21 protein-coding genes are annotated in these 26,534 nt (G+C 52.9%); 10 read left to right on the forward strand and 11 right to left on the reverse strand.

Going from position 1 to position 26,534, the window contains the following annotated elements:
- Positions 1–308: 308 nt before the first annotated feature.
- From P9L94_12490 to P9L94_12510, 5 genes are all read right to left on the reverse strand, one after another.
- Positions 309–1,268 (reverse strand): sugar-binding protein, encoded by a 960-nt coding sequence (locus P9L94_12490; protein ID MDP8244896.1) that lies wholly within the window; start codon positions 1,266–1,268, stop codon positions 309–311.
- The gene (locus tag P9L94_12495; GenBank protein ID MDP8244897.1) at positions 1,220–1,864 is read right to left on the reverse strand and encodes a hypothetical protein; all 645 of its coding nucleotides are present in this window, start codon (positions 1,862–1,864) and stop codon (positions 1,220–1,222) included. The genes P9L94_12490 and P9L94_12495 overlap by 49 nt, the downstream gene beginning before the upstream one ends.
- A gap of 58 nt (positions 1,865–1,922) precedes the next feature.
- Positions 1,923–2,051 carry a hypothetical protein gene (locus P9L94_12500; protein MDP8244898.1) on the reverse strand — a complete coding sequence of 43 codons (129 nt, stop codon included), beginning with the start codon at positions 2,049–2,051 and terminating at the stop codon, positions 1,923–1,925.
- Between the two features lie 260 nt (positions 2,052–2,311).
- The gene (locus P9L94_12505; GenBank protein MDP8244899.1) at positions 2,312–4,108 is read right to left on the reverse strand and encodes a DUF2961 domain-containing protein; all 1,797 of its coding nucleotides are present in this window, start codon (positions 4,106–4,108) and stop codon (positions 2,312–2,314) included.
- 197 nt (positions 4,109–4,305) lie between these two features.
- On the reverse strand, positions 4,306–4,914 hold the full coding sequence (locus P9L94_12510) for a hypothetical protein (GenBank protein MDP8244900.1): 609 nt from the start codon (positions 4,912–4,914) through the stop codon (positions 4,306–4,308).
- 859 nt (positions 4,915–5,773) lie between these two features.
- Between P9L94_12510 and mutL the strand changes: the two genes are divergently transcribed.
- Positions 5,774–7,819 carry a DNA mismatch repair endonuclease MutL gene (gene mutL, locus P9L94_12515; protein ID MDP8244901.1) on the forward strand — a complete coding sequence of 682 codons (2,046 nt, stop codon included), beginning with the start codon at positions 5,774–5,776 and terminating at the stop codon, positions 7,817–7,819.
- 33 nt (positions 7,820–7,852) lie between these two features.
- Here mutL and P9L94_12520 read toward each other — a convergent pair whose 3' ends face one another.
- The 3 genes from P9L94_12520 to P9L94_12530 form a co-directional block, all read right to left on the reverse strand.
- Positions 7,853–9,313 (reverse strand): sulfatase, encoded by a 1,461-nt coding sequence (locus P9L94_12520; GenBank protein ID MDP8244902.1) that lies wholly within the window; start codon positions 9,311–9,313, stop codon positions 7,853–7,855.
- A 434-nt stretch (positions 9,314–9,747) separates the two neighbouring features.
- A complete protein-coding gene (locus P9L94_12525) occupies positions 9,748–10,821 on the reverse strand; it encodes a hypothetical protein (GenBank protein MDP8244903.1) in 1,074 nt (357 codons plus the stop codon).
- Positions 10,822–10,833: 12 nt separating this feature from the next.
- Positions 10,834–11,415 (reverse strand): DJ-1/PfpI family protein, encoded by a 582-nt coding sequence (locus P9L94_12530; protein MDP8244904.1) that lies wholly within the window; start codon positions 11,413–11,415, stop codon positions 10,834–10,836.
- Between the two features lie 171 nt (positions 11,416–11,586).
- Here P9L94_12530 and P9L94_12535 point away from each other — a divergent pair, with 171 nt between their 5' ends.
- Positions 11,587–11,823, forward strand: coding sequence for a hypothetical protein (locus tag P9L94_12535; protein ID MDP8244905.1), 237 nt, complete (start codon positions 11,587–11,589; stop codon positions 11,821–11,823).
- A 3-nt stretch (positions 11,824–11,826) separates the two neighbouring features.
- On the opposite strand, the gene P9L94_12540 is transcribed toward P9L94_12535, so the two are convergent.
- Together P9L94_12540 and P9L94_12545 are read right to left on the reverse strand one after the other, a co-directional pair.
- On the reverse strand, positions 11,827–12,366 hold the full coding sequence (locus P9L94_12540; protein ID MDP8244906.1) for a FliM/FliN family flagellar motor switch protein: 540 nt from the start codon (positions 12,364–12,366) through the stop codon (positions 11,827–11,829).
- A gap of 112 nt (positions 12,367–12,478) precedes the next feature.
- Positions 12,479–13,330 carry an NUDIX domain-containing protein gene (locus P9L94_12545; GenBank protein ID MDP8244907.1) on the reverse strand — a complete coding sequence of 284 codons (852 nt, stop codon included), beginning with the start codon at positions 13,328–13,330 and terminating at the stop codon, positions 12,479–12,481.
- Between the two features lie 616 nt (positions 13,331–13,946).
- Between P9L94_12545 and P9L94_12550 the strand changes: the two genes are divergently transcribed.
- The 3 genes from P9L94_12550 to P9L94_12560 all read left to right on the forward strand — a co-directional run bounded on the left by P9L94_12550 (position 13,947) and on the right by P9L94_12560 (position 18,346).
- The gene (locus P9L94_12550) at positions 13,947–15,758 is read left to right on the forward strand and encodes an alkaline phosphatase family protein (GenBank protein ID MDP8244908.1); all 1,812 of its coding nucleotides are present in this window, start codon (positions 13,947–13,949) and stop codon (positions 15,756–15,758) included.
- 405 nt (positions 15,759–16,163) lie between these two features.
- Positions 16,164–16,817: a hypothetical protein gene (locus tag P9L94_12555; GenBank protein ID MDP8244909.1), complete on the forward strand. Its 654-nt coding sequence runs from the start codon at positions 16,164–16,166 to the stop codon at positions 16,815–16,817.
- A gap of 14 nt (positions 16,818–16,831) precedes the next feature.
- On the forward strand, positions 16,832–18,346 hold the full coding sequence (locus P9L94_12560; protein MDP8244910.1) for a hypothetical protein: 1,515 nt from the start codon (positions 16,832–16,834) through the stop codon (positions 18,344–18,346).
- Here the strand turns inward: P9L94_12560 and P9L94_12565 are convergent.
- The gene (locus P9L94_12565; GenBank protein MDP8244911.1) at positions 18,343–19,539 is read right to left on the reverse strand and encodes an MFS transporter; all 1,197 of its coding nucleotides are present in this window, start codon (positions 19,537–19,539) and stop codon (positions 18,343–18,345) included. The genes P9L94_12560 and P9L94_12565 overlap by 4 nt on opposite strands.
- 411 nt (positions 19,540–19,950) lie before the next feature.
- Here P9L94_12565 and P9L94_12570 point away from each other — a divergent pair, with 411 nt between their 5' ends.
- The 5 genes from P9L94_12570 (at position 19,951) to P9L94_12590 (ending at position 26,346) form a co-directional block, all read left to right on the forward strand.
- A complete protein-coding gene (locus P9L94_12570) occupies positions 19,951–20,766 on the forward strand; it encodes a MotA/TolQ/ExbB proton channel family protein (protein ID MDP8244912.1) in 816 nt (271 codons plus the stop codon).
- A gap of 15 nt (positions 20,767–20,781) precedes the next feature.
- Entirely contained in the window at positions 20,782–21,216 is a 435-nt protein-coding gene (locus P9L94_12575) for a biopolymer transporter ExbD (GenBank protein ID MDP8244913.1), read from the forward strand.
- Between the two features lie 59 nt (positions 21,217–21,275).
- On the forward strand, positions 21,276–23,729 hold the full coding sequence (locus P9L94_12580) for a tetratricopeptide repeat protein (GenBank protein MDP8244914.1): 2,454 nt from the start codon (positions 21,276–21,278) through the stop codon (positions 23,727–23,729).
- 12 nt (positions 23,730–23,741) lie between these two features.
- Positions 23,742–25,559, forward strand: coding sequence for a VWA domain-containing protein (locus P9L94_12585; protein ID MDP8244915.1), 1,818 nt, complete (start codon positions 23,742–23,744; stop codon positions 25,557–25,559).
- Between the two features lie 127 nt (positions 25,560–25,686).
- Positions 25,687–26,346, forward strand: coding sequence for a prepilin-type N-terminal cleavage/methylation domain-containing protein (locus tag P9L94_12590; protein ID MDP8244916.1), 660 nt, complete (start codon positions 25,687–25,689; stop codon positions 26,344–26,346).
- The last annotated feature ends 188 nt before the right edge of the window (positions 26,347–26,534 follow it).

A 26,534-nucleotide genomic window follows, 5' to 3' on the forward strand; every position in this document is an offset into this window, starting at 1 on the left:
AAAGCGCCAGGGGGGATCTCAGAACAGCACAAACAAAGCGATACATTTAAGCAATATCTCAAGGGCTGCCGTCGCTTCGCGACGCCTTGCCCTTGCCACCCCTTAAGTCAATGACATTGGCACTGAAGCGAGCAGAGTTGCACCCATGCCTGATACAGCGAAGGATCAAAGCATCCAAATACCGGATGAACCATAAAAAAGGGAGAGCGCAAAACGCTCTCCCCAATCAATTCGGCAATTCGAGGTATGCTCAGACTGCTTTTGATGAGATGGTTCCCATCAGTGACGGGCAAAGCCCATCGTGTTGTTTAATACAGGCCCCAGTCAGAAACGCCGGGAATTTCAGACGTCGGCAACAGGGTCAAACGGCCCCATCCGCTTTCGTCGTTCCACGCATCGACTCGACCGCCAGTGGCGTTGTCAAAGTGCCACCACGCCCACTTGCCTGTGCGGTCTGTGTCGCCAACACTGACATCGTTTAGACCGATGTCGAAGCCAATTTCTGAAATGTCGAGTGGATCAAGAATCAACTCTTTATCGACTTTATACTCAACGATGTAACCCGTGCCGTCATCTTTGGCTCGGGCGCCAGCGTTCCAAAAACGACCGTCGATATCAACTGCGCGGCCGCCATTGGCTAGGTCGACGGCGTCTGTTGCAGCGGGAGCGCCGCTTCCGCCCCAGATGGCGCCGTTGCCCATGACCGTCGCTTGGAATCCAAATTCGTTGTCATCTTTAGCGCCGGATTGCTGGCTATCGTCTCCGTCCATGTAAAGTTCGACTGAGTCGTTACGCCACGCATCTGATGCGCTGGCTTCAAAATTGACGGATGGATCAAGCATGTCACAGCCAACAAAGATATAGCGTTCATCATGGAAGATGTGAACGGTCATGTTTGACTCTGATGGCGGATACGAATCGCCGCCAATTAAAACGCCGGGGGCAACCGCATTGGCGCGGTCGAAGGTAAAGACATAAGCGCCGTCATATTCGCCAGCGTTTAATTCACCGTCTAAGACAACATTATTGGTTGTAATCAACGGTGCGACTGCTGCGTTAGCGCCTTCGATGTCCATGCCGACGGTGCCGCCGACGCCAAAGGTTTGGTCGCCCGCTTCGATAACGCCAGAGAATGTGACGCCTTCAGACGTGTCAGCGGTGGTGCTGAGGCTGTAGGTGATTTGAGTATCGCCTGACGCGCCGGCCAGGTTCCAGGTAATCACATTACCGCTTTGAGTTCCCGTTGGGCTTGAAGAGGTAGCGTCCATCCTTCTGGAACCGTTTCTTTCACGACCAAATCAGCGGTTTTACCTGATTCAACTGTGACATCAATTTTGACTCCACTCACAGGTGAACCTGCGGCGAAGTTTTCAGACGGAAGCGTACGCGATCCAACAACGCCAACTGGGATTTCATCAATTTGAAATGCGCTGAATTTTCCGATTTCAATGTTGTTAACATCGTGTGATGTAACTGCCAGACCAATGCTCAAGTCGGCGGGCAAATCGAGTTCATACGAACCAACGGTGCGAAATGAACCATCGGATTGAACGCGCAACATGCTGAAGGTGTTCAACACGCGTTGTAAGATGATGGTATCCGTTTCGCCTGCGCCTTTACCTTGCAGGCCAACGCTGACGCTTTCGGCGTCGGCTGTCGGACGATTGGCCAAGTCAGCGCCAAAATCGCTGCGAAGCAACGCAAAAACTTGTGGCGAACCGCCTGCTTCCGGGTCAACGCGTACCATAATGCCCGCTTTGCGCCAATCATTAACGGCATTGGTGCGGATGGCGTTATCGTCGTCCCAAGCCAAGGTCACTTTCGCTGAAAATGAGCCGGAAATTGGCTTATAAATCCAGTACATATTGTCAGCGGTTCCCCAAATGTCTGAACCGCCTGCTTCGATGGTATAAACGCCGCCGCTAAAACTGGCAGCGCCTAAAAAATCCGTCGTCGCCTAATGAAGTTTCGCCAGTGAAGTCGCCTACTTGCGCAAATGCCAACGGCGCAACCAGACAGAGTGATAACGTTAGAATAGTCTTAAATTTCATAAACTTATGTACCTCCCACAGGTTATTTCGGGTTTTGGGTTCTGCATCCTTTGTTGCCGAAAAAAAAGAAATTGTTCAACAAAAATACATACTGTGCAGTTTGCACCTCCAACAATAAATTTTAAAAAAGCGTTAATCACGTAAATTAAAGTACAATTTTTCTTGTCATAAGTCAACAGAAATTGCACATTTCATTAACTTTACGCTCATTAGAAAATAATAGTCCAAATGATCTGGCGCATGTGAAAAGTCATTCTTTTTCACTTTATTTGAATTTCTTTGCGAAAATAGACCCATTTCTCTCCACTGATGTCTGCTTCCGGTCCGATCAGTCTGCCAGCAAACAGCGGCGCGTAAAACGCAAACGGCGAGCGGATCGAGCGCCAGGGATCAGCGTTTAATTCGCCTTTGACGGCTGCATGCCCCCAACCCGAGTCATCAAACCGGGGCTGGTTCCAGCCTTCGGTTTCTTTCAGTGAATAGTTCCAGGTTTCATCGGTGACGGCGACGCCTGCGCGATGGCCTAGGTGCAACATCCAACCGGGATGCGCCGCGTCCATGCGGCAACGCGCTGCGATGACCGCTTTGCCCCGGGCCTTATCAATCTCGATGGAATGAATGTTCACCCAGCCATTGCCGCCGCCGACTTTTTCGCCGTTCCAATACAGTTCAAATTCGTTACAGCCAGTGATGTAGGCCCAGCCGCTGCGGCCCTCATCCAGCGTCTTGATTTCGCGCTCAGAAACCTGGCGAATCCAGAAGGCGTCGCGCTCATTGGCGGGGTCGTTCGCCTGGCTCTTGCGCAGCGCGGTTTGAAATTGCTCAAGCGCTTCGTCGCGTTTCCCCTGTTCTTGCAGCAGCAATCCGCGCCGCATGGAGAGATAGCCAAATTCATCCGCGATGGGGTGTTCTTCTCCAAATTGACTGACGGCGTTCAGCGCTTCTTCGAGGCGGTTTTGTTGGCGGTGAAGCGCGACCTGTTTATGTAAAAACTGCAACTGCGCATAGCTTTTGCCTTCTTTCGGCAGGCGCTCCATCACCAGCGGCAGCGGCTCGAATTTGGGGCTGGGCAGCGTCTGATACCAGAAAGCCGTGCTGGTGAAATCATCCTCGCGGTCGTTGGCGTGGCCGTGTTCAATCGTGGCTTTCAGCGACGACTCAAACGCAATCGGGTCGTTGATATGCCATCGGTAGGCTGTCCCCCGGTCGCCCGATTTCATGCCCTCCCAAACGGTGACGCCGTAAAATGGATAAGCGAATTCGCGAAAGCCCCAAGCGTCGCTGAAGTAGTCTTCCGTCCCGGTCCCGCTCAAGCGCGGCTGTTCTGCGCCGTCGATGAAGAACATGTCGTCGCCTTCGCCGAACCAGCCGTCCTGGTTGGTCTGAACATTCAACACGCTGCCGACGTACTTGCCCTTGCCCCGGGTTTCGAGCAGCACATAGTTCGACTTGCCGTCGAGGTTGACGCCCTTGAGGTCGGCCTCCGCATTGGGGACCGCCTGCTGGTAGCGGGCGTGGAAGTACAGCGTATCGTCAGGCAGCGAGCCATAGGTTTGGTAGTCGATGTAGTAATAAAACGCGCGCACCGGATCGAAGCCCTCGTGCAGGATCGTCACCCGGGCGGATTTTTGAAACGGCATGTACCAGTAACAATTGCGGGCGCGTCCATCAGCGGAAACCGCCACCGGAAGGCTTTGAAACGGGCGTTCCAGTCCATGCCCCACGCCGAAGAAATCGCCCAGCGGCGCTTCGACCGACGGCGTTTCCTGTCCGTCCCAATAGATGCGCAGCACCACCATGCGCGGGTAATATTTTTCGGCGGAAATGGTGTTCCAGATATGGGTAATCGCCCCCGGCCCTTCGATCTCGGCGATGGTGACTTCCTGCCCGGGGGGGATCGAGATGCGGTCGTCGTTGCCGCCGCTGGGGTCGTAGCTGGAGATGCGATGGGTTTGGAAATCCGGCGATTGAGACAAAGCGCGCATCGCGTCCGGCGCTTGCGCGTGGGCGGTCATGGTGAACAGTGTGAAGAGTAAAAAGGGGATGAATCGAAACATGGCGTTCCTCCGGTTGAATAGAACGCCATGCTACCACGCAAGTGAAATTTGAAATAGATTGTTGTCGGGGGAGAGACGAATAAGGTTGAGGGCTTACCGATGAGTCGAAAATGAACCCACTCTACGATTGTCTGTTTGTAAAATAAAAAAGGCGCTGAAATCAGCGCCTCTACAAGATTTTCGATAATACGAAATGCTTATTCGTCTTTGAATTGCAGGCTGATGAAACCGTAGGATTCAACGTCGTTTGATTCTTTGTCAGCGTTATAAAACGCGATGAAATGTTCGATGCCGGTCTGTTCGCCCATCAGGTCAATCATCGGCAATGTCTTGGCGCCGACCAGATGGCGTTGTTTCTCGGTGATGTCGTCTTTCTTTTCGGTGTCGATTTCCAACCACGCGCCTTCTTGTTCGATGGGGTCAGATTCTTCAGGAAACAAATCGTCAAAGAAGGGAAGCGATGAGATGTAACAGGTGTAACTATCTTGATCGATTTTCAAGTCGCGCTCAAACGAACCGACTTCTTCATATTCTTTGATATCGTTGGGTTCTTTTAAAACCGATTTGCCGTCGTCATCAACATCAACCGCGCCGCTGGCGGCGAAGGCTTTGTACGCGCCGTCTTTTTTAACCGCAACAAAGAAATAAATGCGAACCAGTTTGTTGGATTCAGCAAGTTGTTCTTCTTTACGAATGCGGTCAATATCGAGAGAGTCGGCGTCAATAAACGCACCTTGTGCGTAGACCGATGTGACGGCGAGTGATAAGGCTATAGGTAAAAACGCGAACAGGGCGCGGTTTTGCATCTCTTTTCTCCTTATATTCGTCGCAACACCCCCAACGCATTGCTACGACGATAACTCCATATTCCCAAGAGACGCCCGATACTCTCGAGTTAGCCGTTTTGGCTTGCTCTCTTATAAAACTATAAAATAAATTTGCAATAGGCCTAAATTATATTACGTTTTTTCAGAATCGCAAGTTCTTTTTCACAAAAAAGCCCATTGACTACGAATCTGCTTTTACAACTTACTACACTACTAAGTCGATCATACTCTAAAAATGTTCGGCGGAAAACTGTTTTTTTTGACTTTTTTTTTGAAATACGTCAAAAAATCAAGCGAGTTAATTGGCTTTTAACATTCAATTTACTCTGTTTTTGTTAAGATCGATTTGAATATAAAACGAACCAGAAACCGAAAAGCCACGCAGATAATTTTCGGTTCATCTGGTAATTGAGTACCTATATTGATGGATGCAATGATTTTGATTACGAAAACGTATCCCGGCGTATCAATAATTGACAAACCAATTCAGGCATGGACGTAACTCTGGGAGCGCCTGTGCATAAGGGCCTGAAAGCCCGCACTGAAGCCAATGTCATTGACTTAAGACTCGGAGCCCAGGCTTTTCGCCCCTCTTTTTAAGGGGGGTGGCGCTGAAAGCGCCGGGGGTATCCCAAAACAGCACAAACAAAGCGATACATTCAAGCAATATCTCAAGGGCTGCCGTCGCTTCGCGACGCCTTGCCCTTGCCACCCCTTAAGTCAATGACATTGGCACTGAAGCGAGCAGAGTTGCACCCATGCCAAACGCAGCGAAATCTCAATTCAATTTATAAAAAAATACCCAGTTTTCGGAAGAACCTTATTTTCGCTGGTGGAAATGAATCGCTGGGTAGACAGGGCGGCGCCCGGCGCCATAATCCTACCATCTATGATTCATATTCTTCCTCCTGAAATTGCCAATCGCATCGCCGCTGGCGAAGTGGTCGAACGCCCCGCGTCGGTGGTGCGCGAATTAATCGACAACGCCATTGATGCGGGCGCCCGGCGCATTGACGTCGAAGTGCGCGACGGCGGCTTGGGGCTGATCCGCGTAACCGACGATGGCGTGGGCATGGCGCCGGAAGACGCGACCCTGTGCGTAAAACGCCACGCCACCAGCAAAATTCAAACGGGAGACGACCTCGACTCGATCACAACCAAGGGCTTTCGCGGCGAAGCATTGGCGGCGATTGCGTCTGTCTCGAAGTTTGAGGTCAAAACCCGTCAGCAAGGCGCTGAATGGGCCACCCGCTTATTGGTCGAAGCCAGCATCGAACGCGAGCCGGAACAAACCGGGGCGCCAGTCGGCACCACCATTTCAGTTAGCGATTTATTTTATAACACGCCCGCGCGCCGCAAATTTTTGAAGAAACCCGCCACCGAGTTAGGGCATGTGCTGGCGGCGATCAATACCCACGCGCTGGCGCATGAGTCGATCCATTTCACGTTCACCAACAATCAAAACCGTTCGCTTGATCTGCCCGCCGTGGCCAACCGCCCCGAACGCATCAAGCAGATTTTCGGCGGTACGATTCTGAGCGAAATGATCCCGGTGGATTTTGAATCGCCGATCCTTTCGATCAGCGGGTTCGTCTCGCGTCCCACCCTGACCCGCAACGGCGCTCAGCATCTGTTCTTCTTCGTCAACGACCGCTACATCAAAGACCGCCTGCTGCATCGCGCCGTGATGAACGGCTATCGCAACCTGCTGCCTACCGGGCGCTACCCGGTGGTGTTTTTACATCTGCAACTCGACCCCGGCGAGATCGACGTCAACGTGCATCCCACTAAACAGGAAATCAAATTCTCGCGTGAGGACGCGGTCTTCTCAGCGGTGTATGGTTCGATCCGCCAATCGTGGGACAAGCGCGACGAAGCCAAGCAGGAAGTGCAACACATCTTTGAGGAACTCGACGACGACGCGCCTACAAGGCCGAAGAAGATCGAGATGCCGCCGAGAGAGTCTTGGTCGCCGCCTGCTTCGACGCAGGCCGCGCCGGCTAGCCCGCCTCAACAGACAACGCCGCCGCCTCGCGTAGAACCGCAAGCGCCGCAGCCAATACAGGCACAAGAGAATGACGCCTCGTCCTCGTCTGAGACAACCGACAACGCGGCGCCGGGTTCGACTGCGCCCGGGCCGACGCCTGAATCGCAAGCCCCCGCCGCGCCAGACCCGATCATGGAACTGAACCGGCGCCCGGTCGGCGACGCATCGCCGCCGTCATCTCGCGACGCCGCGTTTCATGATTTAGGCAAAGCAGAAAAGCGCCTCGACGATGTGTTCGAAGCGGTGTCGTTAGAAGGCGTGGAGCCGCTGCAAGTCATCGGACAACTGCTCAATAGTTATATTCTCGCCGAGTCGAAAGAGGGCTTTTATCTCATCGACCAACACGCTGCGCACGAGCGTTTGATGTTTGAAAAATTTCTGGTGCAGTCGCAAAACGCCAGCATCGCCAAGCAGGCGCTGCTGTTTCCATTGACGATTGACCTCTCCACGCCGGAAGTCGTGTGGATCGAAGACCAGACCGACATGCTCGATCATTTGGGCTTTGAGATTGAACCCTTTGGCCCGCAGACGATTATTTTGCGCACCCTGCCGTCGCACATTAACGCCGAACAGGCGGAAGCGTTTTTGAAAGACCTGCTGGGCGAGATGCAGCGCGAGGGCAGCACTGCTGAACGGCAGGACCGCGCATTGCACACCATGGCGTGCCGCGCGGCGGTGAAGTTCGGCGACCGCCTCACCCCTGACGACATGACGGGAATCATTCGCGGTTTGGAGTCGATCCCGCGCCGCAACGTCTGCCCGCACGGGCGCCCTTCCATTCTCTACGTCGGCGACGGCGACCTGCGAAAATTATTTAAACGCACCGGGTTTGATTGAGGCGGGAGTCCCTTCCGATACCGGTCGCTATATTCACAAGCGCATGTTGAAGCCGTCGGGTTCATAATTCGGATCGGCCTGTGTGGGGACGGGCGCGTTAACCGAGTCGCGCCAGGCGCGCAGATCGTCTAACAACTCGCGGGTTTTGTCTGGCTCGTGTTTCGCTAAGTCGGTGGTTTCGCTGAGGTCGTTTTTCAGGTCATACAACTCAAGCCGGTTCGGGGTTCCCTCGGGTTCAAAAAATTCCAACAACTTCCAGTCGCCTTTGCGGATCACGCTCACAGGCGTGGTGCGCCAGGGGCCGTCGTTACAACTATATTGTTCAAGATAGGCGGGGAAATGCCAAAAGAGCGACCCGCGCTTGAGCGTCCCCGTTTGGGCTAGCAGCGGCGTGATGCTCTGCCCGTCGAGGATTTTACCCTCCGGCGCCGACAGCCCCGCCAGTTCGAGAAACGTCGGATAAAAATCAATTGAAATAATGGGCGTATCACACACGCTGCCCGGTTGCGTCTTGCCCGGCCAGCGCACCATCGCCGGTACGCGAATTCCGCCTTCGTATAGCATCCCTTTCGCGCCGTGCAACGGCTGGTTGGATGTGATGCAGCCGTGCCCGCCGTTGTCGGATGTGAACACCACCACCGTGTCGCCAGACAGGCCGAGTTGGTCGAGCGTCTCGAGAACGCGGCCCACGCTGTCGTCTACGCTTTCGATCATGGCGGCGTAGTCGGCGTTCTCTTGTCCGTGGCGTGGTGGTTTGCGTTCATATTTTTGGGCGATTTCCGGCTTCGCCTGAATCGGCGTATGGACGGCGTAATGAGATAGATACAAGAAAAACGGACGGTCTTTGTTGGTTTCAATAAACGCAACCGCGTCATCAGTCAGGCGGTTGGTGAGATATTCGCCTTCAGGGCCGTCGGACAGGTTCTTGTTTTTATAGGGTGGAAAATAGCCGCCGTTGGGCGAGCCGGAATGGGTCCCGCCGATGTTTTGGTCAAACCCTTGCCCGGTTGGCAGGGTTTCGGGCGTCGCGCCCAGGTGCCATTTGCCGATGCTGACGCTGGCATAACCCGCAGGCTTGAGCGCTTCCATGAAGGTCAGGTTGTCAGTCGCGAGGGTTTGGTTGTTGGTGACAGGGACCAGTTTGCGTTTGTTGTCAGGTTTTCTCGCAGAACTGCCGACGGTGTAGACGCCGTGGCGCGGGGTATATTGCCCTGACAATAGACAGGCGCGGGTGGGGGCGCAATTGGGCGCGTTTGCATAAGCGTTGGTGAATGTCATGCCTTGGCGCGACAAGCGGTCGATGTTGGGGGTCGAATAAAATTCGCTGCCCATGCAGCCCAGGTCTCGCCATCCCATATCATCAATGAAAAAGAAAACGATATTCGGCGGACGCTTAGACGTAGACGAAGAGCGCGCGGCACGATGCGAACATCCCGCCAAAGTTGCGCCCGCCGTCGCTGCTGTACATTGAGAAAGAAAATCACGCCGTTTCATCGAACTAACGCCTCTCTATTATTGTCAGTTTCTAGGATTTTCGTTTGATAATCACCGGTTGCTTCGGTCGCGATCGCTTTCTCGCAATGACGCGGATGCGGTAAAGGGTGATGATCCGTTAAAGTTCCGCCCCCAAAGATTGGGGGCGGTTAGGCGAGGGTTGACTAGCGGCGTAGCTGGCAGCAATTCAAAAAATCAACCAACCCCCCTCTAACTCAATGTCACTGACTTAAGACTTTTAGCCCCCTTTTTTAAGGGGGGACGGCGCTGAAAGCGCCAGGGGGGATTCGGGCGCAACACGTTGCGCCCCTACAGGGCTGATATGCTTATGTTTTGTTGCATCAAGGGCTGCCTGCTTCGCGGCCTTGCCCTTGCCACCCCTTAAATCAATGACATTGCCCTCTAACTCTCCCCGAACTTCGAGGGTGATTTATTCAGGCTTCCATGTTGGCTTTCCAACTTTCGGCGCCGAAGAAATCCATGTTGAAATCAATAATTTTGGCGCCCTCCGCCTGGATGGCTTTACGCACCTGGTGTTCGCGTTCCGGGCGGCAATAGAACAGGATGCAGCCGCCGCCGCCCGCGCCGCAGGCCTTGCCGCCGAGTGCGCCGTTCTCTTGCGCGGCCTCAAAAATTTTCTCCATGGCGCCGTTGGTTACTGACGGGTGCAGGCGCTTCTGGCATGACCCGTTGCGCAACAGCAGCCCGGCGAATTCGTCCATCTGTTCCGACAACAGCGCGTCTTTCATTTCCAGCGCGATTTCTTTCATCTCTTCGATGGCGCCGACGGTGTTGGGGTCGCCGCTTTCAAAGCGCTCTTTGACGCGACCGTGAACGTCGCCCGACAGCCGCGATTGTCCGTCGTAACACAGCACCAGGTTTTTTTCTAATTCCAACGCAGCGGCGCGGGACAATTGCAGCCGGGTGGCGCGCACGTCTTCCCCGCGAAATTCCATGAACGACACCGATCCCATCGCGGCGGCGTAGTGGTCTTGCTTGCCGCCGAGAATACCCAACTCTTCGCGTTCGATGCGGCTGGCTTCTTCGGCGAGTTCATAGTCGAGCATGTGCGATCCGGCGTAGCGGTTGAGCGCCGACAACAAGGCGACGCCCATCGAGGCGGAGGTGCCGAGACCGCTGCCGGGAGGCGCGATGGATTGGGTAATCAACGTGAAATCTTTATCGACGCCCAGTTTGCGGACGGCGGCTTTAACGAGGTCGATGTTGCCGTCGTATTCCAACTCGCGAATATTTTCCGCGTGGACGTATTGGTCGAAGTCGCTGGAATAAAGCGTAACGCCGCTGTGCATTTTTCCGCGCGGTTTGAGAAACGATTGCGTCTTCGGGTCGAAATCAATCTTCTCGCTGATGGTGACGAATGAATAGACATTAATGGCCGCGTTCACGACGTAGCCCGGCGTATCGCGGCAAAAATCGGCAACGTCCGTCCAACCGCCGCCAAAGTCAATGCGCACCGGGGCGCGCGAGCGGATCAGTGGTTCGCTCATAAAATCTTCCCCTTACAATTCGATTTTTGTTCCCAACACGTCAAGAAATTGCTTTAACCAGTTTGGATGCGCCGGCCAGGCGGGCGCGGTGACCAGGTTGCCGTCTACATGGGCGTCGGTCATGGCGAGGTCAATGTAGGTCCCGCCGCCGAGTTTGACCTCAGGCGCAACCGCCGGATAGGCCGAGCAGGATTTTCCATTCAGGGCGCCCGCCGCGGCCAATAACTGCGCGGCGTGACAAATTGCGGCGATGGGTTTGTTCGCCGTCGAAAAATGCTGCACCAACTCAATCACGCGCGGGTTGAGGCGAATGTACTCTGGCGCGCGGCCGCCGGGCAGGCAGAGCGCGTCATAGTCTTCGGGGTTGATGGAAGCGAAATCCGCATTCAAAGCGAAATTGTGCCCGGGTTTTTCGCTATAGGTTTGGTCGCCTTCAAAATCATGAATGGCAGTGCGAACCGTCTCTCCCGCTTTTTTGTCGGGACAAACGGCGTGGACGGTATGCCCCACCATTTGCAACGCCTGAAACGGGACCATGACTTCATAGTCTTCCACAAAATCGCCGACGATCATCAAAATTGTTTTTGCCGTCATTATCGTTTCGTTCTCCAAGGGGTGAGTGGTCAATCAGGCCATTATAGAAGCAAACGCGCGGTTCTCCACATTTGAAACACTGGATTTTCGAGGTTTTTCTGCGACTTCCATTCAATAAGTGTACAGAAATTCAACTCACTGTACGCCATTTTTGATTGAGGAGCGCAGACGATGTGGAACTTGCTGAAACTTTGGAGTTTGTTTAACAACAAGAAGACGTCAATTGGCGCGGTATTGATGTTGGCGGCCATGGTATTGCAACAAGCGACGGATATCTGGGCTGGAACGGTTTCGCCGGAATGGATGTTGAAACTCATTGAGACATTGCAATGGTTGGGAGGATTATTCGGCGGAGTCGGTTTAGGACACAAAACCGTCAAGACGATGAGAGAACGGCGCAAAAAATAACGGCTAAAGAGCTTCGATGATTTCGGTCACGGTGAGGATGTCAGTCACACGGACGCCGAAGTTTTCGCCGATGACGATCATTTCGCCTTTGGCGAATGATTTAGAATTGACCATCAGGTCGCACGGCTCACCGTTGAGTTTGTTGAGTTCCAACACCGAGCCGGAACCCATTTCGAGAATATCTTGAACCGAACTGTGCGTCTTGCCCAACTCGACCCGGATATCTAAATCCAGATTCAGAATGACATCCAGATTGGTGGTCTCCATCGCCGGTTCTTCTTCGTCGAAGGGCATGAAGACCGCTTTTTGGATGTTGACGCTTTTTGATTTATCGAGTTTGGCCGAGGGCCGGGTTTTTGAAGGCGCGTCTTGTCCGCTTTCCGCTCCATACTGCATCTGGTCGAAACTAGAAAAATTTTGAGACGGAGACGGCGTTGGGGCGGGGGCGGCAGGCGCAGGTTCGCTGAAATCATCGGACGAGTCATCGCCCAATCCAGCGTTTAGCAGCATATCAATTTCTTCTTGAGAGAGCAAATCACTCATAGACGGTTCCTCAACCGCTCACTCGTCCAGCGTCCATATTATCGCCATTGTAACACGATTTATTGATTTTTTTTATGGTTTTCTTTGAGAAAACATTATGCCGGGTCGGCGATCATTCGCGGTCGAGTTTTTTGCGCCATTTGTGATACACGCTAAACGCATATTTAAATACCGCTTCGTTGTGTTCGTTCCAATCGAAGTAATGTTCTTTGAGGCCCTCGGCTGAAATCAGCGAACGCCCGAGCGACTCTTCGCCGCCGTGGAACGGGACCAGTTCGTCGGCGATGGCGATGTATTGGATCCCATAACCGATTGGATAGGGATAGGGGCAGTTGGGCGGCTCCGGCCCGGTATGTTGGATGCGGATGACGCCTAACATTTTGACTTTGGAGAACGTAATGCCGATTTGTTGTTGGGCTTCGCGGCGAAAGGTTTCTTCCGGCGCTTCACCGATATCAATGCGCCCGCCGATGATTTCCCAGCCGCGTCCCGGGATGTTCGCCAGCACCAGTTTGTCTTGATAAAAGACAAACCCGCCCGCCACGCAAGTCAGTTCACGCGGAGGCTGATGTTCGGTCGCTTCAAAGTGAATTTCCGCGCCGCTGCCCCAAGACGTGGGGGGAAACTGAGGCGTGTTGGATTTATGAACGGTCGGCCTGCGCCTCGGCGCGGGTTTTTTTGCCGCAACCAGTTTTTTGCTGACAGATTTGGGAGATGAACTTTTTTTGCTTGAGGCTTTTTGGGGTGGAACTGTTTTTTTTATGATTTTTTTTGCCGCCGTTTTTTTTGTTGCTGTTTTGCGATTGGATGGCTTAGACGTTTTTGATTTTGCGATTTTCTTTACGGTAGTTTTTTTCACGACCGCTTTTTTGGCGGTGATTTTTTTCTTGATGGCCGCTTTTGTTTTCGTGAGCTTCGCAGCGGTTTTTTTTACGACCGATTTGGTTGCCGTTTTCGATTTCACGGCCGCTTTTTTTGACGGGGATTTTATGGTTGATTTTTGGGGCGATTTGGTTGCGGTTTTTTTTGTTTTTGCACGTTGATCTTTTGCCGCCGCCTTAGAGGACGTTGTCTGCTTTTTCTTAGACGTGGTAGACTTTGCGGCCGCCATGGTTCTTCCTTACTGTTTGCGCCGCTCGCTCAGGTTGGTTGCGTTTACCCGGGTGTATAACTCACTGTGTAACTGACACGATGTACCCTAGCGATGGAACTGCGCTTTGCCATGCGCTTTATAAATTATATTCGATTTTACTTTGCCAGCGCAATATCCAAGTTAAGGCTTTTGCTTTATTTTTTTACACTCAACCTGCAAGCATGTTCTTGTGGCCTGTTTAACTGGCTGATTTGTAGCGCCTTATAGAGACGGAACCCCAAAGGCCGCCGTTTTGGCGCAGACCGAATTTTCTTCAAGAATACAGAGAATCGAGTGAATTTTCAGAGAAACCCATCTTTATTTATCGCCCATAAATAAAAATTCACCAACCCTCAACGAGCTTTTAAGTGAACTGGGCAGAAAGGGAAGTGTGTAGTATAATCCAAACTAAATTGTTTATTTAATTTGAGATAGAGAATATTGTTCTATGAAACGTATTGGATTGTTTTCCTTCATTTCTGTAGGATTCTGGCTGCCGATTGGGCTGAGCGTGGTGTTTTCGCGTGCAGATGGATGGAGTTTGGGTGAGCTTCCTGTTTATTTATTCTCTGTATCTATTGGACTTGCGTTGATTGTCGGCATCTTGCTCGAGCGATTAGGGGCGCTGATTGTCGCGCGCTATTTGCAACCGCAATTTTCTCAAACACTATATAAGAAATTCCGGTCAAAGCGATTTCTCTCTGTCTTTGCTTTGGCGCCCTTCGTAATCGGCGGTTGCTTCTTTCTTTTTTCTGCGCCCAAAGCGTCTCTCGCGTCACCGAAGTTAATCATCCTCGGGCTGGACGCCGCGACCTGGGAGGTCATCGACCCGCTCATAGACGCCGGCCGGTTGCCAACCATCGCGGGGCTGAAGCGTGACGGCGCATCCGGCAACCTCTATAGCCTTGGTCCCATGCGCTCGCCCGCATTATGGACCAGCATCGCCACCGGACGCCCGCCCGAAGCGCACGGCGTTACAGGCTTCTTTTCAACCCGGGCGGACGTTCGCCAACCGCGCTTGTGGGACATCGCGCAGCGCAACGGCTTTCGCGTAGGGCTGTTTCGCTGGTTGGCGATGTGGCCGATTCTAGATGAATACGCCTTTGTGGTCCCATCATGGATCGCCCGCTCGAACGACGCCTGGCCCAGCGACTATGAATGCCTGCAAAGCGTCTTGTTGCATTCGCCGCCGGATGCGTTCAGCCAATTGAGCGCTTTGCTGGAGTGTGCGCGGCGCGGCGCCGGGTTACGGGCCGTCGATCAAATGATCGGAGTGACGCTGCGCGAGGCGGCGGGGCAAGACGAACTCGCCTCGCTTGCTGACCGCGCTTTGAACGATGTCCGGCTGCAAACAGACCTGTACCTCGCTATGTTAGAGCGCCATCAGCCCGATCTCTCAGCATTTGTATTGTACGGCAGCGACCAATTGGGGCACCGCTTCTGGCAGTATCACCAACCGCAAGCGTTCGCAGGGCATGATCTGAAAGAAGACGCCCGCTTTGCTCATGTTATTGAAGAGTATTATATCGCCGCCGACCGGGCGTTTGGGCGCATCCTCGAACGCTTGCCGCGCGATTGCCGGGCCATTTTGGTTTCCGACCACGGCATGAAAGCCGACGCCGCTTTGCCCGGGCAATATTTTATCCAGGCGGAGAAACTGCTGCGATTGTTGGGTTTCTCTTCCGACGTGACCCATCAGTTCATCGAACGCCGCTGGCTGATTGACGCCAAGCCCGGCGGAGAACAACCGCTGCCTCTACTGGCGGACGCCTTGTCGGAGATTCGCTTCCAAAACGGCGACGCGGTATTTGATGTCGTTCAAGAGGGAGGCGCTCTAACGGTCCGTACGCAATTCTCTTTAACTGCGCACCCCGACTCGCCGCTGCGATTGAACCCGCAGATTGTGATTTACGGCAAGACGCGCCAGACGGACGATTTCTTTTTTGCGCGGTATTTTTCGGGAGCGCATGACCCGAAGGGTGTGTTTTTGATGAAAGGCCCCGGCGTTCAATCCAACGCCTGGGTCGAACGCGCCAGCCTGTTGGATGTTGCGCCCACGGCGCTGTATTGGATGGGGTTGCCGCTTAGCCGCGAGTTGGAAGGCGAGGTGATCGAGGCGGCGTTTGATGAGGAATATTTGCGCGCGAATGCGCCGATTGAGGTCGAGGCCTATGCACCGTTAAGCGACGGCGAGACGATTGTCCCCGACACGCCCGCCGACGTGATGGAACGCCTGCGCAGCCTCGGCTATGTGGAATGAGTACATGATTTTAGTGCTCATCATTTTTTTTAACTCTACGTTTAATATGAGTTTCATGTCATAATCAAATTAGGATGTTTTTTCAATAGAAGTTTGATTTTTTTGGTTCATCCAGTAAGTGACTACCTACCTTGATGGATGGTCATTTCTTTGATTCAGAAACGGGCTCCGGCATTTCACAAATTGACAAACCAATCAAGCATGGGTGCAACTCTGGGAGCGCCTGTGCATAAGGGCTTGAAAGCCTGCACTGAAGCGAGCAGAGTTGCACCCATGCCTGATACAGCGAAAGATCAAGAATTCACGGAAAAGCGTCAAAAAACGCAATTCAATTTGTGATAAAGTACCCAAATACCGGAAGAACCATTTTTTTGTTTTTTTGTGATTGCAAGGTAAAACATTCGGATGAAACTCAAACTAACTCGTGGACGGTTGAGAAAGGCTGCGCAAGAATTTAGCGTAATTGAGTCGAGTCACGATGAACCCAAACTGTATGGCGTTACGGATGGTAAGGCTATTGGAACATACTTAGAGCATAAATTTAATGATTATTTAAGCGCTCGTTTTGATTATTCAGTTGGTAATTCTGCCAAAGGAATTGATTTCCCCAAACTTGGTATTGACATAAAGGTAACAAGTATTAAGCAACCCCAATCCTCGTGTCCATATAAATCGGCGCGTCAAAAGATTTTTGGACTGGGTTATGCGTTATTAATCTTCATTTATGAAAAATCAGACAATGACGAAACTCGAACCGGACGGCTTGATATTCGTCACACAATATTTGTAAGCGCCGAAAATACAGCAGACTTTCAGACTACCACTGGAATTCTTAGAATTCTTGAAAATGATGGAAACAAAGATGATCTGTTGGCTTTCCTTGAAGAAAGGATGCTCCCCGCTGACAGTATTGAGGCAGAACGCATTGTTGACGAGATACTCAACACCCCGCCAGCCGTAGGATATCTTACGATATCGAATGCGTTGCAATGGCGGTTACAATATCGGCGAGTCATCGACATCGCAGGAGACGTTGAAGGCGTTATACGGGTTTTTTGATTGTGGTGAACGTATTGCCATATAAAACAATAGAAAAAACAGAATTTGGTGATTGGCAAACCCCGTTGCCTCTTGCAAAAGAAATATGTGCTTTGATCACTCAAAAAGTTCAACCCCGGTCTGTTTTTGAGCCAAATTGCGGAAAAGGCGCGTTCCTTCATGCTGCAATGGAGTCTTGCACTGAAGCCGTTGAATTTGTTGGTTTGGAAATCAACAAAAAATATGTTGATGAAGTCCGTTCGATAGAATCAGGTATGTTAACGGTAATCCATGACGATTTTTTTTCTTGTTCTTTAGAAAACATCATTCAAAAGTTACCTGAACCGTTGCTTGTGATAGGCAATCCTCCTTGGGTTACCAATTCTGAACTGACGCGAATCCGTAGCGAGAATCTCCCCAACAAAACAAACTTTAATGGTGTGAGTGGAATTGATGCCATTACAGGAAAAAGTAATTTTGATATTTCGGAATGGATGCTGATTCAGGAGGTTGAAGCATTGCAAGGGAAAGATGCTCTCCTCGCAATGCTTTGCAAGACAGCAGTTGCAAGAAAAGTTATTTTATTCATGTTGAAAAAAGCGTTTGATTTTTCAGAGGTGGAAATCCGAAAAATAGACGCGCAAAAATTTTTTCGCGTTGCCGTTGATGCTTGTTTGTTTGTTGTTCGTTTTCTGCCGAAACAGCAGTGTCAGCATTCAGATTGTCGAATTTATTTGTCTCTCAAATCGAACATTCCCTCCGATGTTCTTGGAATGCGCAATGGCCGGCTCGTTACAGATGTTGAGACCGTTGATCGATTTCAAGACGTCCTCGCGCTGAATGCAACAGACTTTACATGGCGTTCAGGGGTTAAGCACGATTGTTCTAAAGTCATGGAATTGTTTGTTCAATCAGATGGGCGACTCAAGAACGGCTTTAAGGATTATGTTGATATAGAGGACGCATTGCTGTATCCGATGTTGAAAAGTTCTGATTTGGCGAATGGTCGAACTCGCGAAATCCACAGACGTATGCTTATTACTCAGCAGAGCGTAGGCAGCGATACAAAAAGTATTCAATATTTGTATCCAAAAATGTGGCATTATCTAAATGAACACGCCGAAAAATTAAATAATCGGAGAAGCAGTATCTATAAAAATCGACCTCCGTTTTCCATTTTTGGCGTAGGAGATTATTCATTTAAACCGTGGAAAGTCGCAATTTCCGGTCTGTATAAAAAATTACAATTCAGCATCATTGGCCCCTATGAAGGAAAGCCTGTTGTCGTTGACGATACTTGTTATTTTTTATCTTGTGAATCAGAAGAAGAGGCGAATGTTATCGGGAGTATTTTTGCATCAAAAGTTGTTCAAGATATTTTGATTGCGCACATTTTTTGGGACTCTAAGCGTCCGATCACTAGAGATATTCTAAGTATTATTGATATTCCTGCTGCTGCACGAAGAATTGGCTGTTTTGAGGCGCTTGTCAAAGTTTGTCGAAGCCTCTCGCATCATAAACAGTCAGACCTTTTTGCAATGCGTTTTTAATTACAGTCCGAATGATGGTGTTTTTCTCTTCGCAGCAGCGCTGCGGAGGCGAGGGCGCAGGGCAAGGCGACGGCGAGGCATAGCCAGATTGCGTTTGCGTATGATCCCGTCAGATCATAAATGCGTCCGCCGATCCACGGGCCTGCGACGCCGGATGCGCCATACACCAAAAATACAATCGGATACAAATCATTGACGCGCCCGCTTCCATATTGGGCGGCGATGTGGGCGGCGTATAACACAAAACAGGCGCCAAATGAAAAGCCGATCAGGGCGATGCAAACCAGGTAGGCGCCGTAGGAAAACATGAGTTGCAGCGCGAGCGAGGATGCGCCCAATAACAACAGCGACAATGGAATCGCCGTCCAACCGATGCGGTCATAAATCGCGCCCCATAACACCCGCCCGCTGATGTTGCCCACCGCGAAGATGCTGATGGCGAATGCCGATTGGGCTGAGGTATAGCCCTCATACAGCCCCAGCGGTTTGAGGTTGGCGATGATTAACAAGCCGCCGAACGTGCCGGCGAACATGCCCAGCGACATGGCGATGAAGGTGGGTGACGCGACCAATTGACGCAGCGGCGCCTGGTTGAGCGATTGGGCTTCGGTTTGCTTTTTTATTTTGGGAAGGCGAAGCGCACAGGCCGCCAGCGCAGTCAACAGCGCCGAAGCGGCGCCGATGGCGAGCAAGACGTTCAGTACCTCCATGCCGCCGTCGATGAGGCGCTGCGCAACGAAGGCGACGATGATCGAGCCGCCGCCGAAGCCCGCCACTGCGACGCCGGTGATGAGGCCTTTATAGGCGGGGTGCCACTGGATGCACACGGTGATCGCGCTGAGGTAGCCCAGGCCGATGCCCGCGCCCACCATGACGCCGGCGCCCAACAGCAATAGCCAGAAATTGCCCGCCGAAAACGAGGCGAGCCAATAGCCGCCGCCGAACAATCCCGCGCAGGCCAACGAACACGCCCGCGGGCTCCACACGGTGAGCAAGCGCCCGCCGCCGACCATCGAGATGGTGAAAGATGTAATGGTCAGCCCGAAGATCAGCCCCAGTTGCGCGGCGGTCAGGTGGTAGCCTTCGATCAAGGGCGGCGTGTAAACGCTCCAGGCGTAAATGCCCCCCAAACATGACTGTATGATGAACGAAGCGATGACGACGTTGATTGACGTGGGGAAAAAAAATCTCATGCAATGCCTTTGTCGGATTAAAAAATGAACCCGGATTGTGCTTCATTCTGTCTATTCATTCAAGATGATGGGGTTGTATTTATGTCTTGAAATTTTAGGGAATTGTTCAACATCGGGAATAAAAATCAGCAGAGGCTGGGATTGGGGTATTGTGACTTCGGTTCTGAAAATTAGAGGAATTGAAACACTTTGATGCCAACCAGCGTAAATCACTAACAAGTGCAAGAGAAAGAGCGGCGGCGTGAAGATCGCTCCGTTACTGAGTGTTGTTTAGACCGTTGAAATCGTTTAGAGTTATGTTTTCAGAGCCAAAGACATCATAATGCATTTTTGGGGAGCCAAACCCATCTCAATCGCCGCTGGATGGCGCATACTCGTTGTCGAAACGCCGCCCGTAAGGAAAAGGGACGAATGAATAACCGAATCCTCACCGCAGCCGCACTTGTAATCGTATTCGCCATTGGAATCCACACTGTGGGCTTCGCCCAGCCCGACAGCGCCACCCAGGCCGTAAGTGGGGCGTTGACGGGGGATGAAGGCGAACAAGGCATGACCCTGTTCAACCTGTTGCAGACTGGCGGGTGGGTGATGGCAGTGTTGGCGGCGCTGTCGATTTTGACGCTGACGCTGGTGATTTATTACTTCACGATCCTAACCGAAGGGCGCTTGTTGCCGGGTGATTTTGTCACGCAATTGCGCAACTTCGCCCGCGACCAGAAACTCGAAGAAATTTCGCGTCTGTGCCGCCGTTCGCGGGGTATGCTCGCAAAAGTCGTATTGGCGGGCGTGAATAGGGCGCCCAACGACCCCACCGCCGTCAGCGCGGCGATGGAAGCGGTCGGCAAGCGTGAGGCGCAGGGGCTGATGCGCAAGGTGCGCTATTTGTCTGACGTCGCCACTGTGGCGCCAATGTTGGGGCTGCTGGGGACAGTGCTCGGGATGATTCAGGCGTTTAATTTCATTGCGTTCGATATCAGCGCGGTGAAGCCGGTCGCGTTGGCTAGCGCGGTCGCGCAGGCGCTGGTAACGACCGCCGCCGGGTTGATTGTGGCGATTCCCAGCATGGGCTTCTACTTCTTTTTCCGCAGCCGCCTGGAAGGCATCATCGGGCGGGTGGAGGAAATCGCGTCCGAAACCGCTGACCAGATCGCCCATCCACCGCAATCCACTGCGCGCAAGACGGTGCGAAAAACCACCACCGCGCGCGCCAAGAAAACCACGGCCTAAAGGGAAAACGCAGGCATGAACCTATTACCGAAAGAAGCCAGCGAAGAGCCGGTCATCCCGATGGCGCCGATGATCGACATCATCTTTTTGCTGCTGATCTTTTTTATCACGACTTCGATTTTCGCCCGGCTCGAAAATGAATTGTCGATTACCGTGCCGACGGCGGAATCATCGGTCCCGCCCAAGCGCGACCTGGGCGAATTGATCGTCAACGTCAAAGACGACGGCTCGATCATCGTTAATCAAAAACAAATTACCATCGACCAACTCGGTTTGCTGGTTTCGCGCATCGCCAAACAGTTTCCCGACCAGTCAGTCATCATTCGCGGCGACCGGGGAACCCGGTTTGAAGACGCGGTATCAATCTTAGACGTGTGCGCGAAATCCGGCGTATGGAACGTATCGTTTGCGGCGCTGCCGCCCGAAGAAGGTGAAGCCGTCGGCGGCTGAACATTCGCCCCGGTTGCTGGATCGACGTTATGAAATCAACTCCAAGGCATATTCATCGAATGGCTCTTCATTGCTGCGCGGCGCTGTTGGCGGCGCTGGCGATGTGTGCGGTTGCCTCTGCGCAAAACGCCGCAGGCGAGGCGGTACTGTCGGCGTCGCAACAAGCGCGGATCGAGCAGCAAGACCTCGATTTCGCCGACGGCTTATATCAACGCGGTATGTTCGAGAGCGCGGCGCGTCATTATGAGGAGTTCATCGACAAGCACTCACAATCGAGCAACCGTGAACTGGCTATGTTTCGCCAGGCCGAGTCGCTCTATCAACATGCGACCAAAATTCTCGACGGCGACCCGCTCAACGGCAACCTGTTTTATATTGACGCCCGCAGCATCTTGCAGGCGCTGATTGAAGAGTTCCCAAACGGCGCCAAACGCTTCGACGCCCGCATGAGGCTGGGCGAGATCGGCTACAAGATCGGCGACGCCGAAGGCGGCCTGCCGCACTTGGAATACGTCGTTAAAGAAGCGAAGGAACCGACGGTGATCGAGTCGGCGCTGTTTTATGCGGCGCGTTGCTATGACCGCCTGGGGCAAAATCCCAAAGCGGAAACCAATTACAAACGCATTCGCGAGCAATACCGCAAAGGCGCATTTGGAGCGTTCGCTTCGTTTCTGCTGGGTGAATTGCTGTCAAAACAAGACCGCTTAGACGAAGCCGTCCCCGTACTCAATCACCTCTGGCAAAATCAAAACGACTATCAAATTCCCGAAGGCTCCGGCCTCATTGGCGACGCGCAATTGCTCGCGGCGCAATTGCTGTACAAACAAGACCGCTATACCGAAGCCGCAAACGCCTACCGCGCCTTCGCTGAATCCAGCCCGGACGGCTCCCAAAAAGCGCGGGCGCAATACGGCGCCGCCTGGGCCGAATATCAACAACAAAACTACCCCGCCGCGCTGACCATCGCCGCGCAATTGAAGCGCCAGTTTCTGCCCGCCGATATGGTGCCCGGCATCTTGTTTTTGCAGGGCGCCTGTTCGTATCAGAAAAAAACCTACCAGGACGCCATCAGCTATTTTCGCGAGACGATTGCCAACCCCGACGCGGGCGAATACCGCGACCGCGCCTGGTATCAACTGGCGTGGTCGTATTATCTGGCGGGCGATTATTCGCAGACGGAAGTCGAGTGCCGCAACCTACTGCGCATTGGCTCCACGCCGGATGTCGCCGCCAAGTTGCATTTTCTTTTAGGACAGGCGTACGCGCAGCAAGAAAAATACGAAACCGCCGCCGAGGAATTGATGAAGGTCGAGTTGCTCGACCCGGCCAGCGACTTCTGCGAAGACGCGCTCTATCTGTTGGCGGACTTGCTCTACCGCGCAGAGCAATACAGCCGCGCCAGCCATGAGTTTGCGCGGTATTACAAGAAATACCCGGATTCAGAACGCACCCGGCAGTCTTTGGTTTGGGCGACCAACGCCGCCTTCGCCGCCAAAGATTATGCGAACGCGATTGATCTCGCCGAGCAATTAATGCGCACCTATCCTGATATCCCGTCGCTGCACGATTTGCTCTATCGCAAAGCGCTGGCGCAATACCATCTCAAACAATTAGACGACGCGCTCGATACGCTGCTCATGCTGTCGCAATCCGACCGCAGCGAAGAACGTAAGCCCGAAGCGCTCTACTGGCAGGCGTACATCTATGAGATGAAACAAAACCTGACGCGGGCGTCCAGCGTCTACGGCGAGTTGTTGGAGCGCTACCCGCAATTCGGCAATAACGACGAGGTGCGGTTGCGCAAGGCGTTCTGCGACTATCAGGACGAAAAATTCGACGAAGCCTACGACGGCTTTCGCTTGTTGCTCGATAGTCCCAAACAGAAAGACGTCCCCGTCGAGATCGGCTTCTGGATGATCGTTTACGCCGACGAAGCCGAACGCCATGAAGACGCGCTGCAAGTGGCGGAGGCGCTGTTGAAAATCCACCAGAAAGATGACGTGCAAGAACGCGCCCGAATCGCCCAAGGCAATCAACTGATCGCCCTGCAAAAATGGGCGCAAGCGAAACTAAGCGCCGAAGCATTCTTGAAGACATTTCCCGATAGTTTATTCAAGCCGGAAATTCACTGGGTGCTGGCCAAGGCGCTTGAAGGCCTCGGCGAGAGCGATAAGGCCGCCCAATATTTTGAAGAAAGCCTGTTGCAGTTGCAGGCGATGGCCAATCCCGACCCCGATTTTGAAGCCAAGATTTACGTCGATATGGGCCGAGTGTTGGACTCGCAAAACAAACGCAAAGAAGCGCTGGACGCTTTTCTGCGCGTCGCCATCTTGTTTGACCATCCCCGCCTGACGCCGGAAGCGATGTACCGCGCCATTCGCTGCCACCTCGCTGACGAACAGACCAGTGAAGCCGCGACGTTGATGGATGAACTGGTCGAAAAATATCCTGACTCGCAATGGGGCCGCCGCGCGCGCGAAGAATTTCAATCGCTGGCGCAACCGGCGCCCTAAAACGGAAGACTGATGTCTCAAGCCGCTTATTCGCCCACATGGAACGCCGCCGCATCGCGACGCTCAACCGCTGACCGTTTTTTGGTTGTTGCGTTGGTTGCATCGTTGGCGCTGCATGGCGGGTTTGTATTGTGGTCGTATTTCAAAATCGTCAATGTCGCCCAACAGGCGCAAGACGACCTCGAAACCTTGTTCAAAGTGAACCTCGACCAGCTGACGTCGAGTAACTTCGTTTCGCGGCCCAACCAACGTCAATTGATCGAAGAACGCGAGCGCGTATTAGAGCAAGAAGTGATTGAACGGGCCGAAGCGCGGCAACGGGCCGTTGAAGGCGCCATCTCACAGATGGGGGTTCCATTTGACGGCGACGTGCCCTCCAGCCAGGGATCATCGTCTGATTTATTTATTGACGACCGCTCGGCGCAAAACCTGGTCACCTCCGAGCTGGGCAAAGCCTCGGTAATGGATTTTGAAGATGACGCAGGCGTTAACTCGATCATGGACAACGTCGCGCCCATCCCGAAGATGGCGCTGTTGGGACGCGGCACCGGTTCAGGACGCAGCCTGCTGGCGAACCTGCCGCCGCCCGTGTTGGACGACCAGCCTGCCGTGCAGCGCTCGATGGAAAACGACATCCTGGCGCAAACCGCGCCGCCCGTCCCCGATGTGGAAGCCGAAGACCCGCCCATCATCCTGCCGCCGGTGACGGAACTGCTGCCATCGCCTGATCTCATAAAACCCAGCGACTTCAAGTCAACGCTGCCGTCTGAAGAAGCCGCCAAACAGGCGATCGAAGAACGCTTTGTGAAATTAGACGACCTGCTCGACGTGGAGTTGAAAACCTATCATCACATCGGCGGCGACGGGTATTTCATGCTGCGGTTGCGTCCCAAAGGCGCCGACGACCGCTTGCGCGTCTTGCCCAAAGACGTGGTGTTTGTGCTCGACGCCTCACGCAGTATGGGCAGCCGCCGCTTGCGTACGATCAAGGGTGAAGTGAACGACATGCTGGGGCGGATGCGCGAGGGCGACCGCTTTAACGTGGTCGGTTTCAAAGGCCGGGTCGATTTGTTTACCGAAACCCTGGCGCCGGTCAGCCCCGATTCGATTCAGCAAGCAAAAGAGTTTCTCATTGATCTCGACTCGTCAGGCCACACCGATATTTATCGCTCGATGGAGCCGCTGGTCAAACTCGGCGTCGAGCGCGCCCGCCCGTTGATTCTATTATTGTTCAGCGACGGCCGCCCGTCGGTGGGCGTGGTCAATAGCCGCAAGATCATCAACAACCTGACTCAATATCGCGGGCCGAGTACGTCGATATTTTGCGTAGGCAGCGGGATGCAGATCAACCGCTACCTGCTCGACATGCTAGCGTTTCGCAACCGCGGCCTGGTCGCGTTTGAACCCGAGCGCGAGGGCCTGCCGCAAGTCATTCAATCGGTTTATGGATATGTGGAAGACCCTGTCTTGTTGCGGGTCGAGGCGGACTTTGGCTTCCTCGATAAAAGCGAAGTGTTCCCCAAACGGCTGCCGGACTTATTTCTCAAAGGCGAGTTGCGAATCTGGGGGCGCTTGCAGCAGCAGGATTACATCACCGTTCGCATCACCGGCGAAGCGTTTGACGAACAGAAAGAAACCATCCTGCGCCTGCCGGTGCCAGAGATCGACAACGCCACCTTTGAAGTCGCCCGCCAATGGGCGCTGCATAAAATTTATGACCTGATCGGGCGCATGGTCGAAGAAGGCGAAACGCCGCAAATTTTGCAAGAAATCCAGTCCATCAGCGACACCTACAACGTCGTCACTCCCTACTCAGAACAAATCGACTAGCGCTTTTTTACGACTTGTTACAAAACATTTTTCTAAATTTTCGATTTACTTGTACGATTATTTGTGAGACAATCAATCGGATGACTCATTTTTTAGATTGCTTTACACAATTGGGAGGTCGAATCAAATGCGTAAATCGGGTTTTACATTGATTGAATTACTCATTGTCGTCGCCATTATTGGAATTTTGGCTGCGATTGCCGTCCCCAACTTTTTAAACGCCCAAATCCGCGCCAAGGTCGCCCGGTCTCAGGCCGATATGCGGTCAACGCTGACCGCCGTTGAACAGATGCGCCTCGAGCGCGGCTTGATGCTCGTTGACTTCTGGGACGACGACACCGACTGGGGCAAAAAGCGAATGGCTGAAGATTTTGGCGGCGTGGGCGACGTGGGAGAAGCAAATCGCCGTCAGGTTCATGTGTTGGCGCCGCTCACCAGTCCGATTTCGTATATGAGTTCCGTCCCGCAAGATCCATTCGCGCCCAACTCTCTTGAAAGCGCATCCGGCGGACACTCTGAACGCTTTGGAATCTCAGGCAATGATGTGTATTACTACGCTGATTTTGATATGCAATCTGATAGCGGCGGCTACGGCGGAACTCAATATAACCCGCCCTTCAAAAAAGGCGATTACATTTTGATGGCGTTTGGGCCGGCGTCGGCGGAGGTGTATGCGACAAACGGCATCCGCTTCGGCATCCCTTATGACGTGTCGAACGGCACTCATAGCATTGGCGATATTATGATGAAATCCGGCGGCGGGACAGTGCGTTCTGACGGTCGCTAAACGCGAGACAAGTGAATGAAAACTCAAAGCGGGCGTACAATGCGTCCGCTTTTTTATTTAGAGCGTTTGTCATAAATATGTGCGTAAAGCGCGCCCGTAGCCTGCCTGCCGCAGGCAGGGGATCAGCGATAGATACCGTTACGTAAACTCAACCCGCACAGTATTCGGGCATATTGAAAATTGACGAA

Origin of the sequence: Candidatus Hinthialibacter antarcticus, from assembly GCA_030765645.1 — a bacterium.
GTDB lineage: Bacteria > Hinthialibacterota > Hinthialibacteria > Hinthialibacterales > Hinthialibacteraceae > Hinthialibacter > Hinthialibacter antarcticus.